Source organism: Streptomyces sp. NPDC050806 (assembly GCF_055586425.1).
Genome location: NZ_JBVJIF010000013.1, coordinates 135,299 through 148,670, shown reverse-complemented (window position 1 = coordinate 148,670; position 13,372 = coordinate 135,299). Strand labels below are relative to the sequence as shown.

Annotated in this window: 12 protein-coding genes; 11 read left to right on the top strand and 1 reads right to left on the bottom strand. The window is 72.5% G+C overall.

Translation table 11 applies throughout. The features are described 5' to 3' along the window. Positions 1-5: 5 nt before the first annotated feature. Complete coding sequence (locus ACZ6WH_RS35190) at positions 6-1,895, bottom strand: rhamnogalacturonan lyase (protein ID WP_469733730.1); 1,890 nt, start codon at positions 1,893-1,895, stop codon at positions 6-8. Between the two features lie 218 nt (positions 1,896-2,113). Here ACZ6WH_RS35190 and ACZ6WH_RS35185 point away from each other — a divergent pair, with 218 nt between their 5' ends. The 11 genes from ACZ6WH_RS35185 to ACZ6WH_RS35135 all read left to right on the top strand — a co-directional run bounded on the left by ACZ6WH_RS35185 (position 2,114) and on the right by ACZ6WH_RS35135 (position 13,349). Next, on the top strand, positions 2,114-2,665 hold the full coding sequence (locus ACZ6WH_RS35185) for a SigE family RNA polymerase sigma factor (protein ID WP_469733728.1): 552 nt from the start codon (positions 2,114-2,116) through the stop codon (positions 2,663-2,665). Beyond that, on the top strand, positions 2,665-3,390 hold the full coding sequence (locus ACZ6WH_RS35180) for a hypothetical protein (protein WP_469733726.1): 726 nt from the start codon (positions 2,665-2,667) through the stop codon (positions 3,388-3,390). Before ACZ6WH_RS35185 ends, ACZ6WH_RS35180 begins: the two co-directional genes overlap by 1 nt. Before the next feature lie 104 nt (positions 3,391-3,494). Continuing rightward, positions 3,495-4,328, top strand: a complete 834-nt coding sequence (locus ACZ6WH_RS35175; RefSeq protein ID WP_432851114.1) for a pectate lyase — start codon at positions 3,495-3,497, stop codon at positions 4,326-4,328. A 161-nt stretch (positions 4,329-4,489) separates the two neighbouring features. Then, positions 4,490-5,158 (top strand): GntR family transcriptional regulator, encoded by a 669-nt coding sequence (locus ACZ6WH_RS35170; protein ID WP_469733723.1) that lies wholly within the window; start codon positions 4,490-4,492, stop codon positions 5,156-5,158. Then, entirely contained in the window at positions 5,155-6,066 is a 912-nt protein-coding gene (locus ACZ6WH_RS35165) for a dihydrodipicolinate synthase family protein (protein ID WP_469733721.1), read from the top strand. The genes ACZ6WH_RS35170 and ACZ6WH_RS35165 overlap by 4 nt, the downstream gene beginning before the upstream one ends. Continuing rightward, positions 6,063-7,784 (top strand): L-arabinonate dehydratase, encoded by a 1,722-nt coding sequence (gene araD, locus ACZ6WH_RS35160; protein WP_469733719.1) that lies wholly within the window; start codon positions 6,063-6,065, stop codon positions 7,782-7,784. The genes ACZ6WH_RS35165 and araD overlap by 4 nt, the downstream gene beginning before the upstream one ends. A gap of 103 nt (positions 7,785-7,887) precedes the next feature. Next, entirely contained in the window at positions 7,888-8,853 is a 966-nt protein-coding gene (locus ACZ6WH_RS35155) for a carbohydrate ABC transporter permease (RefSeq protein ID WP_469733718.1), read from the top strand. Then, a complete protein-coding gene (locus ACZ6WH_RS35150; RefSeq protein WP_469733716.1) occupies positions 8,850-9,710 on the top strand; it encodes a carbohydrate ABC transporter permease in 861 nt (286 codons plus the stop codon). Before ACZ6WH_RS35155 ends, ACZ6WH_RS35150 begins: the two co-directional genes overlap by 4 nt. Beyond that, complete coding sequence (locus ACZ6WH_RS35145) at positions 9,707-10,891, top strand: Gfo/Idh/MocA family protein (RefSeq protein WP_469733714.1); 1,185 nt, start codon at positions 9,707-9,709, stop codon at positions 10,889-10,891. Before ACZ6WH_RS35150 ends, ACZ6WH_RS35145 begins: the two co-directional genes overlap by 4 nt. Then, positions 10,888-11,742, top strand: a complete 855-nt coding sequence (locus ACZ6WH_RS35140; RefSeq protein ID WP_469733712.1) for a DUF6807 domain-containing protein — start codon at positions 10,888-10,890, stop codon at positions 11,740-11,742. Before ACZ6WH_RS35145 ends, ACZ6WH_RS35140 begins: the two co-directional genes overlap by 4 nt. Beyond that, entirely contained in the window at positions 11,739-13,349 is a 1,611-nt protein-coding gene (locus ACZ6WH_RS35135; protein WP_469733710.1) for a glycoside hydrolase family 43 protein, read from the top strand. Before ACZ6WH_RS35140 ends, ACZ6WH_RS35135 begins: the two co-directional genes overlap by 4 nt. The last annotated feature ends 23 nt before the right edge of the window (positions 13,350-13,372 follow it).

The following is a 13,372-nucleotide window of genomic DNA, read 5'->3' as shown; positions in this document are numbered from 1 at the left end:
TGTGCTTACGGAGTGGTGATCCCCGGCCGGGGCGGTGTCCCCATGCCGGCGCCGAGGAAGAAGCTCGGGTGCGGCGGCTGGTTGTAGCCGGAGTTCTGCCAGGCCAGGCCGGTGCGGTACATGGTGTCGTACAGCAGCGTGGTGATCCTGGTGCCGGTCACGTGCGGCGTCGAGTAGATCCGCAGGTTGCGGTTGTCGGAGGTGCGCCAGACGGCCTCCTCGCGCCAGTCGCCCAGGATGTCGCCGGACAGCACCGGGGTCGCCTTGGTGCCGTTGTTCGAGGACACCGACGCGCCGGTCAGCAGCCGGGTGTCACCGCCGGTGCCGTACTTGTCGATGTGGGTGCCGTCCAGCAGTTCGCGGGTGGTGTCCCCGTCCCACCAGCTGAGGAAGTTCGCCGAGGACGGCTCGCGGCCCTTGGCGGCGCCGGCCTCGTCGCGTATCTGCGTGTCGGAGGCGGACCACACCTCGGCCCCGTCGTTGCCGGACCAGATGTCACCGGCGACGCCGCGCCCGTTGTCGCAGCAGGAGGCGAGCTTCCAGCGGACCGAGCCGTTCCTGGGATCGATGTACAGCTCGGCGGGCTGGCCGGTGGACTCGGAGACCTTGAAGTACTCCAGGCCCGCCGTGCCCGGGTCCAGGTCACCGAGGTGCTGGGCGTCGCCGTGGCCGGTCTTCGTGGTCCACAGCGCGTTGCCGTTGTCGTCCACCGCCATCGCGCCGTAGACGACCTCGTCCTTGCCGTCGCCGTCCACGTCGCCGACGGAGAGGCTGTGCGAGCCCTGCCCGTCGTAGCCCTTGCCCTTGTTGGTGGAGGAGTCGGTGTCGAAGGTCCAGCGCCGGGTGAAGGCCCCGTTGCGCCAGTCCCAGGCGGCGATCACGCTGCGGGTGTAGTAGCCGCGTGCCATGATCAGGGAGGGCCGGGAGCCGTCCAGGTAGGCGGTGCCGGCGAGGAAGCGGTCCACGCGGTTGCCGTAACTGTCTCCCCACGAGGCGACGTTGCCGCGCGCGGGTACGTAGTCGGTGGTGCCCATCGCGGCGCCCGTCCGGCCGTCGAACATGGTCAGGTACTCGGGTCCGGACAGCACGTACCCGCTGCCGTTGCGGTGGTCGGCGGAGGCGCTGCCGATCGCCTTGCCCTGCCCGTCGATCGTGCCGTCGGCGGTCTTCATCGCGACTTCGGCCCGGCCGTCGCCGTCGTAGTCGTACACCTGGACTTGCGTGTAGTGCGCCCCGGAGCGGATGTTGCGGCCCAGGTCGACACGCCAGAGCCGGGTGCCGTCGAGCCTGATGCCGTCGACGACGGTGTTGCCGGTGTAGCCGGACTGGGAGTTGTCCTTGGCGTTGGTGGGCTGCCACTTCAGTACGAAGTCCAGCGCGCCGTCGCCGTCGAGGTCACCCACCGACGCGTCGTTGGCCTCGTAGGTGTACGCCACGCCGTCCGGGGTGGTGCCGCCCGCCGGGGGAGTGATCGGTACGTCCTTGTAGCCGGCGCGGAACTGCACGGCGTGCACCGAGTCGCTCTGCTCGACGCCGCCGACGACGGCGCGGACCGTGTAGTCGGCCTGTTCGGGCGCGCCCGCGTGGAAGTAGTTCGTCGAATCGGTGACGGGGGTGGAGTTGACCTTGGTGCCGGCCCGGTAAACGTTGAAGGAGACGTTGTCCGGGTCGGTGCCGAGCCAGCGCCAGCTGACCAGATTGCCGCCGCTGGTGTGGACGCTGACCACGCCGCGGTCGAGCTTCTCGGCCTGCCGGACGGGGGCGGCGGACGCGGTGTCCGGGAGCGCGGCGAGACCGGCCGCGGCGAGCGTGCCGGCCACCACGGCGGTGACCAGGGCGCGGCGGCGGTCGCTGCGCTGTCTCCGCCGGGGGCGGGGGAGTCGGTGATGCTGCACGTTGCCTCCTGGCGTGCGGTGCGGGTGGGGTACGGGAGGGCTCCCGCGTGCTCCGGTGGGCGCAGCGCCCGGAAGGGTTGCCGCCGTTGCCGTCATCGCCGCCACCGCCCCCTGATCCGGAGCGGGCCTTCCGGACGGTTGCCCGGGGCCCGGGCCGCCCCTAGCCTGTGTTCGCCATGCCGAGGAGTGGTCGAAATCCCGAACAAGGGGGAGGGTGGGTGAACAGGTCCGTGGACGGAGCAGTGGCCGCGCCCGCCGACGCCGCCACGGAGTTCCGCGTGTTCTTCGAGCGCCACTACGCCGAACTCGGCCGGCTCGCCCGGCTGCTGACCGGCGACACCGAAGGCGCCGACGACCTGGCGGCGGACGCGCTGGTCGCGCTCTGGCACCGCTGGGACCGGGTCCGCGCCGCCGACCACCCCGCCGCGTACGCCCGTGGTGTCGTCGCCAACCTGGCCCGCAGTCACATCCGCAGCGCCATCCGGGAACGCCGCCGGATCGCGCTGTTCTGGGCGCAGTGCTCCGAGCACGCCGACGCGCCGGACGTGCCCGCCGTCATCGACGTACAGCAGGCGCTGCGCACCCTGCCCTTCCGCAAGCGGGCCTGTGTCGTGCTGCGGCACGCCTTCGACCTGTCCGAGCGGGAGACCGCGCTCGCCCTCGGCATCTCGGTCGGTACGGTGAAGAGCCAGACCTCCAAGGGGATGGCGCAGCTGGAACGGCTGCTGGGTGCCCGCGCCGCGGGAGAACTCGTCGGCAGGAGGACGTGATGGACGAGGTGCGCCGCCGGCTGCGGCAGGCCGCGGCGGCCCACCGCCCGGACCGGGAACGGATGTGGGCGCGCGTCGAGCGCGGCATGACCGTGCCCGACCGGCCCGTGGCGGGGCGTTCGGGCCGTACGGCGCCCTGGCTGCGGATCGCGGGCGCGACGGCCGCCGTCGCCGGGGTCCTGGCGGCCGGCGGCTTCGGCGTGTCCGCGGTGCTGGACGACCACGGCAGCGGCGGCCGGAGTGAGCGCGCGGCCCCGCCCGCACACAGCGCCCCGCCCGTGCCGAGCGGCTCGCCCGCGCCCGGTGACACCCGGGACGGTGCCCGCACCGAGGACGGCCCGCTCTGGAGCGACGGCTCCGTCGACCCGCACAGCAACGACTTCTGGGCCCAGAGCAATGTGACCCTGCAGACGGCGAAGCCGCTCACCGCGCTGACCGTGGAGCTGCGCGTCGCGCGTACCGGGGGAGTGCGGTCGACCGGCGCGTGGCGCACGCTGCCCGAGGAGGACTTCACCTTCACCGTACGGCCCGAGGGTGGCTTCCTGGTCTACCGCTGGACGCTGAAGGACGGCCGTACGGTGCCCGGGGGACGGCATGTCTTCGCGGGGCAGTACGACCACGCGCGCGGCGGCCGGGACGCCGGCGCCGACGGCTACACGGCCACCGCGCGGTACGGCGACGAACGAGCCGCGGTACGCGGCGACTTCGCACCCCGGCGCGGCTGAGGAAAAAAATCCTGGGCCCCGGCAACCCCTTCCGCCTCCGGTGGCGACAGCACGGCGTGGGTCTCACCCGCACCGACGTCACCCCCCATCGAGAGGCATTGGACATGACATCAGCAGCACGGCGACCCGCCGGCCGACACCGCAGGACGATCGCCCGCCGGAAGGCGGTGCTCGGCGGGATCACCGCGGCCGGACTGACCGGCGCGGCCCTCCTCGCCACCTCGCTGACCGGCACGGCGAACGCCGCCGCCGACTGGCCGACGCCGGGCGGCAGCCAGGCGGTGAGCAAGACCATCGAGGTGTCCGGTACCTACGACGGCGGCCTCAAGCGGTTCTACGGCAGCGGCGACCTCGGCGGCGACGGGCAGGAGGAGGGCCAGGATCCGATCTTCAAGCTGAAGGACGGCGCGGTGCTCAAGAACGTCGTCATCGGCTCGCCGGCCGCCGACGGCGTCCACTGTTCCGGCAGCTGCACCCTCCAGAACGTGTGGTGGGAGGACGTCGGCGAGGACGCCGCCTCCTTCAAGGGCACCTCCTCCGGCGCCACGTACACCGTCACCGGCGGCGGCGCGAAGAAGGCCGACGACAAGGTCTTCCAGTTCAACGGCGCGGGCAAGCTGAACATCAGCGGCTTCCAGGTCTCCGACTTCGGCAAGCTGGTGCGCAGCTGCGGCAACTGCTCGACCCAGTACAAGCGCACCATCAGCGTCAGCGACGTGGACGTGACCGCGCCGGGCAAGTCCCTGGTCGGCATCAACACCAACTACGGGGACACCGCCACGCTGAGGAGCATCCGCATCCACGGCGACAGCAGCAAGAAGATCAAGCCGTGCGTGCGCTACACCGGCAACGACAACGGCGACGAGCCGGTCGAGACGGGCAGCGGCCCGGACGGCACCTACTGCCGCTACTCGACGTCCGACATCTCGTACAACTGACCCTGATCCAGGGCCAGTAGGCCGTGGGCGGCCGCTCTTTCCCCGTTCTCTGTCAGAAGCGTTGACGAACCCTCCGGGTCGCTCTAGCTTCATCGCGTCGTACTTCATACGTCATATACGAGACGTGATGCGCGAGATATGAGAACTGAGAGCGGCCGCCCATGACTTTCGCCCCCGCCCCGATCCCCTCCCGCACGCAGTACGTGCTGGAGGCGGTCAAACACCGCATCCTCACTGGGCAGTTGAGCCCCGGCCAGTCGCTGGTGGAGACCGAACTCGCCGCTCAGTACGGGGTGTCCAAGACCCCGGTGCGCGAGGCGCTGAAGACCCTCGCCGGCACCGGGCTCGTCGTCATGAGCCAGTACAAGGGCGTCACCGTCCGGACGGTCGACGCGGCCATGGCACGCGAGGTCTACGACGTACGGCTGCTGCTGGAACCGGAGGCGGTCCGCCGCACCGTGCGCGGCGCCGCCTCCGTCGAGGCCGCCCGTACCGCGCTGGCCCGGGCGGCCGAGGCGGCCGACCCCGCCGACCGGTCGCTCGCCAACCGCGACTTCCACCGCGCCCTCTACCTGCCGTGCGGCAATCCACTGCTGACCCGGATGCTCGACGAGGTCCGCGACCAGGCGGCCCTCGTCTCCACCGTCGCCTGGGCGGCCGTGCCGTCCTGGGAGCGGGAGGCCGCCGAGCACGAGGAGATCCTCCGGCTGGCCGCGGCCGGCGACGCCGACGGCGCGGCCCGCGCGGTCCACACCCACATCGCCTCCTTCGTCGAGCGGGCCTTCCCCGCCACGGACGAGGCCCCCACCGGAGGAGGGACGCAGGAATGACAGCGGCCGCGTACGAGAACCACCGGGCGGCACTAGCCGATGTCGTGGCCATCCCGGTCACCCCGTTCACGGCGGACGGCACCCTCGACACCGACGCGCACCGCGCCCTGCTGCGCCGGCTCCTCGACGGCGGCGTACGGACCCTGACCCCGAACGGCAACACCGGCGAGTTCTACGCCCTCACCCCCGACGAGCGGCGCGCCGTCACCGAGCTGACCGTCGAGGAAGCCGACGGCCGTGCCACCGTCCTGGTCGGCATCGGCCACGACGTGCCGACGGCGGTGGCCGCCGCGCGCCACGCCCGCGACGTCGGCGCGCAGCTGGTGATGGTGCATCAGCCCGTCCACCCGTACGTCTCGGAGGGCGGCTGGGTCGACTACCACCGGGCGATCGCCGAGGCCGTACCCGAACTGGGCGTCGTCCCCTACCTGCGCAACCCGGCCCTGAGCGGCGCACGGCTCGCCGAACTCGCCGACGTCTGCCCCAACGTCATCGGCGTGAAGTACGCCGTACCGGACGCCGCGCACTTCGCCGCCTTCGCGCGCGACGCCGGCCTCGAACGCTTCGTGTGGATCGCGGGCCTCGCCGAGCCGTACGCCCCCTCGTACTTCTCCGCCGGTGCCACCGGCTTCACCTCCGGGCTCGTGAACGTCGCACCGGCGGTGTCGCTGCACATGCTCGAAGCACTCAGGGCGGGCGACTACCCGGCCGCGATGAAGGTCTGGGAACAGATCCGCCGCTTCGAGGAGCTGCGCGGCGCGAACGGCTCCGCCAACAACGTGACCGTGGTCAAGGAGGCGCTGGCCTCGCTCGGCCTGTGCCGCCGCGACGTCCGGCCACCGAGCAAGCCACTGCCGGAGGAGCAGCGCGCTGAAGTCGCGGCACTCGCCGCCGGGTGGTCGGTATGAGACGCCCGGAGGAGTACCGGAGCCACCAGTGGTACGGCACGCAGGGCCTGCGCTCCTTCAGCCACCGCGCCCGCACCCGGCAGCTCGGCTATCTGCCCGAGGAGCATCTCGGCAAGCCCGTCGTCGCGATCCTCAACACCTGGTCCGACATCAACCCCTGCCACCAGCATCTGCGGGACCGCGCGCAGGCGGTCAAGCGCGGGGTGTGGCAGGCCGGCGGCTTCCCGCTGGAGTTCCCGGTCGCCACGCTCAGCGAGACCTTCCAGAAGCCCACCCCGATGCTCTACCGCAACCTGCTCGCGATGGAGACCGAGGAGCTGCTGCGCTCCTACCCGGTCGACGGAGCGGTGCTGCTCGGCGGCTGCGACAAGTCCACGCCCGCGCTGCTGATGGGCGCCGCCAGCGTCGACCTGCCCACCGTCTTCGTGCCCGCCGGGCCGATGCTCCCCGGGCACTGGCGCGGCGAGACGCTCGGCTCCGGCACCGACATGTGGAAGTACTGGGACGACAAGCGCGCGGGCCTCATCGGCGACTGCGAACTGGCCGAGCTGGAGAGCGGCCTGGCGCGCTCACCCGGCCACTGCATGACGATGGGCACCGCCTCCACCCTGACCGCAGCGGCCGAGGCCCTGGGCGTCACCGTGCCCGGCGCCTCCTCCATACCGGCCGTCGACTCCGGGCACGACCGGATGGCCGCGGCCTCCGGCATTCGCGTCGTCGACCTCGTCCGCCGGGACGTACGGCTGTCGCACCTCCTGACCGCGGAGGCCTTCGAGGACGCCGTCACTACCGTCCTCGGCCTCGGAGGCTCGACCAACGCGGTGATCCACCTGATCGCGATGGCCGGCCGGGCCGGGGTGCGGCTGACCCTGGACGACTTCGACCGGATCGCCCGCAAGGTGCCGGTGCTGGCCAACGTCCGCCCCGGCGGCGGCCCGTACCTCATGGAGGACTTCCACTTCGCGGGCGGGCTGCCCGGCTTCCTCGCCAGGATCACCGACCTGCTCCACCTGGACCGGCCCACCGTCGCCCACCCGACGCTCCGGGAACAGCTGGCCGGCGCCCTCGTCCACGACGACGACGTCATCCGCACCCGGGCGAACCCGGTCGCGGCCGAGGGCGGCGTCGCGGTACTGCGCGGCAACCTCTGCCCGGACGGCGCGGTCATCAAGCACATCGCCGCCGAACCCCACCTGCTCCGGCACACCGGACCCGCCGTCGTCTTCGACGACTACCGGGCGATGCAGCGCACCATCAACGACCCGGCGCTCGGCATCACCGCCGACCACGTGCTCGTACTGCGCAACGCCGGGCCCAAGGGCGGCCCCGGCATGCCCGAGTACGGCATGCTGCCGATCCCCGACCACCTCCTGAAGCAGGGCGTGCGGGACATGGTGCGGATCTCCGACGCCCGGATGAGCGGCACCAGTTACGGCGCCTGCGTGCTCCACATCGCCCCCGAGTCCTACGTGGGCGGCCCGCTCGCCCTCGTCCGCAGCGGCGACCCCATCACCCTCGACGTCGCCGCGCGCACCCTGCGCCTGGAGGTGTCCGACGAGGAGCTGGCGGAGCGCCGGGCCGCGTGGACGCCCCCGGCGGAGCGGTACGAGCGTGGCTACGGCGCGCTCTACGCCGAGCAGATCACCCAGGCCGACACCGGCTGCGACTTCGCCTTCCTGGCCCGCCCCGGCACGGTGCCCGATCCGTACGCGGGCTGAGCCGCCCGGCACCGCCCGCCTCGCACCCTCCGATCGGCGCACCGCCATGGCCGATATCCCGAACACTGTCCTCCTTCCCGGTTAGCCAGAACGGAGAAGCGTCATGGCCCAAGCCGCAGCCGTGGCCGAGTCACCGCCCAGAAGCCGCCACGGGGCACCGCCGCCGCCCAAGCGCCCCCGTCGGGGCACCGGCACGCATCCCCGCCGGCTGCCGTACCTGCTCATCGCGCCCGCGGCCCTGCTGATGCTGGGCTTCATCGCCTACCCGGTGCTCAGCGTCTTCTGGACCGCCCTCCAGCACGCCAACCCCACCAAGCCGTGGCGGAACGGCTTCGCGGGGCTGGACAACTTCACCGAGATCTTCACCGGCGACCCGCTCTTCTGGGGCACCCTGACCTTCAGCCTGAAGTGGGTCGTCGTCGAGGTCGGGCTCCAGCTGCTCTTCGGACTGGCCCTCGCCCTGATCGTCAACCAGACCTTCGCCGGCCGGGCGCTGGCCCGCGCCCTGGTCTTCTCGCCCTGGGCCGTCTCCGGCGTCCTCACCTCCGCCATCTGGGTGCTGCTCTACAACTCCCAGACCGGCATCAGCCGTTACCTCGCCGACGCCGGCATCGGGGAGTACGGCACCTCCTGGCTCTCCGACACCGCCACCGTCTTCCCGGCCGTCGTCGTCGCCGACCTCTGGCGCGGGGTGCCCTTCTTCGCCATCCTCATCCTCGCCGACCTGCAGTCCGTCTCGAAGGACCTCTACGAGGCGGCCGAGGTGGACGGCGCGAGCCGGTTCCGGCAGTTCTTCCACATCACACTCCCGCACCTGAAGGACGCCATCATCCTCTCCACGCTGCTGCGCGCGGTGTGGGAGTTCAACAACGTCGACCTGCTCTACACCCTGACCGGCGGCGGCCCGGCGGGGGAGACCACCACCCTGCCGCTCTACATCGCCAACACCTCCGTCGACGCGCACAATTTTGGATACGCCTCCGCGCTGACCACCGTCGCGTTCGTGATCCTGCTCTTCTGCTCGCTCGTCTACCTGCGGCTCAGCAAGTTCGGAGGTGACGACAAGTGACCACACTGCTCGTCGGAACGGCCGTGAAGACCGGAAAGAAGCGGGCCTGGGACCAGGCGCCCCGCTGGCAGATCCACCTGCCGCTCGCCCTCTACCTCCTTTTCACGCTCGTCCCCTTCTACTGGATCCTGCTCTTCGCCCTCCGCCCGGCCGGCTCCACCTCCCTGGTGCCCTGGCCCGTCACCTTCGAGCACTTCGCGAAGGTGTGGACCGAGCGCAGCTTCGCGACGTACTTCCAGAACAGCGTGCTCATCGGCATCGCCACCCTGGTGCTCACCACGCTCGTCGCACTGGCCGGCGGCTACGCGCTCGCGCGCTTCGACTTCCGCGCCAAGAAGGGCTTCATGCTGGCCCTGCTGTGCTCCCAGTTCGTGCCCGGGGCGCTGCTGCTGGTGCCGCTGTTCCAGATCTTCGCCGAGCTGCGGATGATCAACTCGCTGGGCAGCGTCATCCTCGCGGAGACCGTCTTCCAGCTCCCGCTGTCCATGATCCTGATCAGCGGCTTCATCAAGAACGTGCCGTACGCGCTGGAGGAGGCCGCCTGGGTCGACGGCTGCGGCCGGATGCGGGCCTTCCGGGTCGTCGTCCTGCCCCTGCTGCGGCCCGGCCTGGTCGCCGTGGGCTCCTTCGCCTTCGTGCACGCCTGGAACCACTTCCTCTTCGCGCTGATGTTCCTCAGCAACCAGGAGAAGCAGACCATCCCCGTCGGCCTGAACACCCTGATGGGCGCGGACAGCGTCGACCTCGGCGCGCTCGCCGCCGGCGGTGTCATCGCGGCCGTACCGGTGGTGATCGTCTTCGCGTACATCCAGAAGTGGCTGATCACCGGCTTCAGCGCGGGGGCGGTGAAGGGATGACCGCCACCGCGCCACCACAACTCCCCGTACCCGTAGTCCTGGTGGGCGCCCGCGGCCACGGCCGGTGGCACCTCGCCAACCTCCGCCGGCTGGCCGGGCAGGGCACGGTCCGCCTCGCCGGCGTCTGCGACCTGACCCCGCTGACCGCCGCCGAACTCGACGGCTTCGGGACCGTCGCGCAGTCCGACGACTTCGAGACCCTGCTCGCCGCCACCGGCGCCCGCGTCGCCGTCCTCTGCACGCCCATCCCCACCCACGCCGACCTGGCACTGACCGCCGCCCGGCACGGCGTCCACCTGCTCGTCGAGAAACCGCCCGCGCCCTCCTGCGCCGAGTTCCGGCGGCTCGCGGACGGCGTCGAAGCGGCGGGCACCGCCTGCAACATCGGCTTCCAGTCGCTCGGCTCGCACGCCCTCCCGGCCGTCCGTCGCCTGCTGGCCGACGGCACGATCGGCGAACCGGCCGGCATCGGCGCCGCCGGAGCCTGGGTACGCGACGAGGCGTACTTCCGCCGCGCCCCCTGGGCGGGCCGCCGTAGGCTCGACGGCACCGACGTGCTGGACGGGGTCCTCACCAACCCGCTCGCACACGCCGTCGCCACCGCCCTCGCACTGGACGGCAGCACCGCCGCCGAGGACGTCACCCACGTCGAGACCGAACTCTTCCGGGCCCACGCCATCGAATCCGACGACACCTCCTGCGTCCGCGTCACCACCGCACACGGCAGCCGCGTCACGGTCGCCGCGACCCTCTGCGCCGAGACGGCCGCCGAGCCGTACGTCGTGGTCCACGGCACCCGCGGCCGCCTCACCTTCTGGTACAAGCAGGACCGCGTCCTGCTCCAGCGCGCGGGCCACGCCCCCGAGGAGACCACCTACGGCCGCACCGACCTGCTGGAGAACCTCCTCGCCCACCTCACCGACGGCACCCCGCTGCTCGTACCGCCCGCCGCCACCGGCGCCTTCATGCGCGTCCTCGAAGCGGTGCGCTGCGCCCCGGACCCGGCGCCGCTGCCCCCGGACGCCTGGCACACAACCCCCGGCACGACGGCCGACGGCAGCACCGTCCGCCGCATCGTCCCCGGCATCGACGGCCTGGTCGCCGCCAGTGCCGACACCCTCTCCCTCTACTCCGAACTCGGCGCCCACTGGGCGCTCCCGCAGGAGGTGCGCTGCGGATGACCGCGCCCCGTACGACCCCGCCCCTCACCCTGTGCTGCGCCGGACGCCCCGTTGCCCGGTACGCCTACCGGCCGGCGCTCGACGCCCGGCTCGCGCCGCGTCCGTATCTGCACCCCGTGACCACCCTGCGCGGCACGCCCGTCACCGAGCTGATGCCCGCCGATCACCCGCACCACCTCGGCGTGGGCATCGCCGTCCCCGACGTGGCGGGCCACAACTTCTGGGGCGGCCGTACCTACGTACGCGACCGCGGCCCGGTGGAACTGGACAACCACGGCGTGCAGCGCCATACCGCCTTCAACCTCCGTGACCCCGACGGCTTCGTGCAGGAGCTGAGCTGGAGCGTGGGGGAGGAGGAGCTGCTGCGCGAGCGGCGCACCGTCGCGGCCACCGCGCTGACCGGCACCGCCTGGGCGCTGGACTTCACCTTCTCGCTCACCAACACCACCGCCGGAACGCTGTCCCTCGGCAGCCCCGCGACCAACGGCCGCGCCGGTGCCGCCTACGGCGGCTTTTTCTGGCGCGCCCCCAAGGAGGCCGACGTGCCCGAGGTGTTCACCGCCGACGCCGAGGGCGAGGCCGCGGTGCACGGACGCCCCGCGGACTGGCTTGCGCTCGGCGGCGCGGGATGGACCCTGGTCTTCGCCGGTGCCACCGAACCGACCCGTCACGACCCGTGGTTCGTCCGGGCCGCCGACTACCCGGGCGTGGGCTCCTCGCTCGCGCACGCCGAACGGTTATCCGTCGCCCCGGGCGAGACCGTCGTCCGCCGCATCGTCACAGTGGTCGCCGACGGGCGTCCGACCCGCGAGGAGGCCGCAGGGCTGGCGCGGAAGGCGGTGACGGCATGACCCCCGCCGACCGGCACGCCGCCCGGCTCTCCGCCGACCGCGGCGACGGCACCTACCGCAACCCCGTCCTCGCCGCCGACTGGTCCGACCCCGACCTCGTACGCGTCGGCGACGACTACTACCTCACCGCCTCCAGCTTCGGCCGCGCCCCGGGCCTACCGCTGCTGCACTCCCGCGACCTGGTCAACTGGACGCTGATCGGGCACGCCCTGGAGCGGCTGGAACCGGCGGAGGCGTTCACCGTCCCGCGCCACGACTGCGGGGTGTGGGCGCCCTCGATCCGGCACCACGACGGCCGCTTCTGGATCTTCTGGGGCGACCCGGACCACGGCATCTTCCAGGTCAACGCCGAGGACGTACGCGGCCCCTGGAGCCGGCCGCACCTCCTCAAGGCGGGCAGGGGGCTGATCGACCCGTGCCCGCTGTGGGACGAGGAGACCGGCGCGGCCTACCTCGTGCACGCCTGGGCCCGGTCCCGCTCCGGCATCAAGAACCGGCTCACCGGCCACCGCATGCACCCCGAGGCCACCGGCGTCCTCGACGCCGGCACCACGATCATCGACGCCGACCGCATCCCCGGCTGGTTCACCCTCGAAGGCCCCAAGCTCTACCGGCACGACGGCTGGTTCTGGATCCTCGCGCCCGCCGGGAGCGTGGCGACCGGCTGGCAGGGCGCCTTCCGCTCGCGCTGCTTCTTCGGCCCGTACGAGGAGCGCGTCGTCCTCGCCCAGGGCGACACCGACGTCAACGGCCCGCACCAGGGCGGCTGGGTGCGCACCCCGGCCGGCGAGGACTGGTTCCTGCACTTCCAGGAGCGGGGTGCGTACGGGCGCGTCGGTCACCTCCAGCCGATGCGCTGGGACGGTGGGGGAGGATGGCCGGTGCTGGGGAAGGACGGCAGCCCGGTACGGGAGCACCGCAAGCCGGCCCTGCCGCCGCAACGGCCTGTCGCTCCGGCCACCGACGACGACTTCCCCGGCGGGCGGTTCGGCCTCCAGTGGCAGTGGACCGCCAACCCAGAGGACGGCTGGGCACCACGTCACTCCGGCGACGGGCTGCGGCTCACCTGCGTGCGCGCCGCCGCCGCGCACGACCTGCGCCGGCTGCCGCACGTCCTCACGCAGCGGCTGCCCGCGCGCCCGGTCACCGTGACGGTCGCACTGCGGCTGGAGAGCGGGGAGCCGGGCGCCAGGGCCGGGCTCGCCGTCCTCGGCGACGCGTTCAGCTGGATCGGGCTGGAACGCGGCACGGACGGGACGGTGCGGCTCGTCCACCGGTTCGCTGAGTCGGTGGCCATGGGGGCACCTCCCACGCCGTCAGGGCAGTGGGGGAGGGAGCGGGACGCGGCGTACTCCGCGCCCGCGCCCGACGGGCAGGCCCGGCTGCGGATCACCGTCGGCCCGGAGGCCCGCTGCCGCTTCGCCGCCGACACGGGCGCCGGCTGGACCCCGTACGGGCAGGTCTTCGCCGCACAGCCCTGGCGGTGGGTCGGCGCCCTGCTCGGCCTGTTCGCCACCGCGCCCGCCGACCCGGCCGGTACTGGCACGGGTTCCGCCGGTACCGCGCTCTTCACGCACTTCCGCATCGCCCCCGCCGCGGGCGACTGAGCACCGCCCCACACCCCTGTACG

Excerpts from the sequence above, each read along its gene's own strand:
- ACZ6WH_RS35180 (WP_469733726.1), top strand. The coding sequence starts at position 2,665 with ATGGACGAGGTGCGCCGCCGGCTGCGGCAGGCCGCGGCGGCCCACCGC.
- ACZ6WH_RS35175 (WP_432851114.1), top strand. The coding sequence starts at position 3,495 with ATGACATCAGCAGCACGGCGACCCGCCGGCCGACACCGCAGGACGATC.
- ACZ6WH_RS35170 (WP_469733723.1), top strand. The coding sequence starts at position 4,490 with ATGACTTTCGCCCCCGCCCCGATCCCCTCCCGCACGCAGTACGTGCTG.
- ACZ6WH_RS35165 (WP_469733721.1), top strand. The coding sequence starts at position 5,155 with ATGACAGCGGCCGCGTACGAGAACCACCGGGCGGCACTAGCCGATGTC.
- araD (WP_469733719.1), top strand. The coding sequence starts at position 6,063 with ATGAGACGCCCGGAGGAGTACCGGAGCCACCAGTGGTACGGCACGCAG.
- ACZ6WH_RS35155 (WP_469733718.1), top strand. The coding sequence starts at position 7,888 with ATGGCCCAAGCCGCAGCCGTGGCCGAGTCACCGCCCAGAAGCCGCCAC.
- ACZ6WH_RS35145 (WP_469733714.1), top strand. The coding sequence starts at position 9,707 with ATGACCGCCACCGCGCCACCACAACTCCCCGTACCCGTAGTCCTGGTG.
- ACZ6WH_RS35140 (WP_469733712.1), top strand. The coding sequence starts at position 10,888 with ATGACCGCGCCCCGTACGACCCCGCCCCTCACCCTGTGCTGCGCCGGA.
- ACZ6WH_RS35135 (WP_469733710.1), top strand. The coding sequence starts at position 11,739 with ATGACCCCCGCCGACCGGCACGCCGCCCGGCTCTCCGCCGACCGCGGC.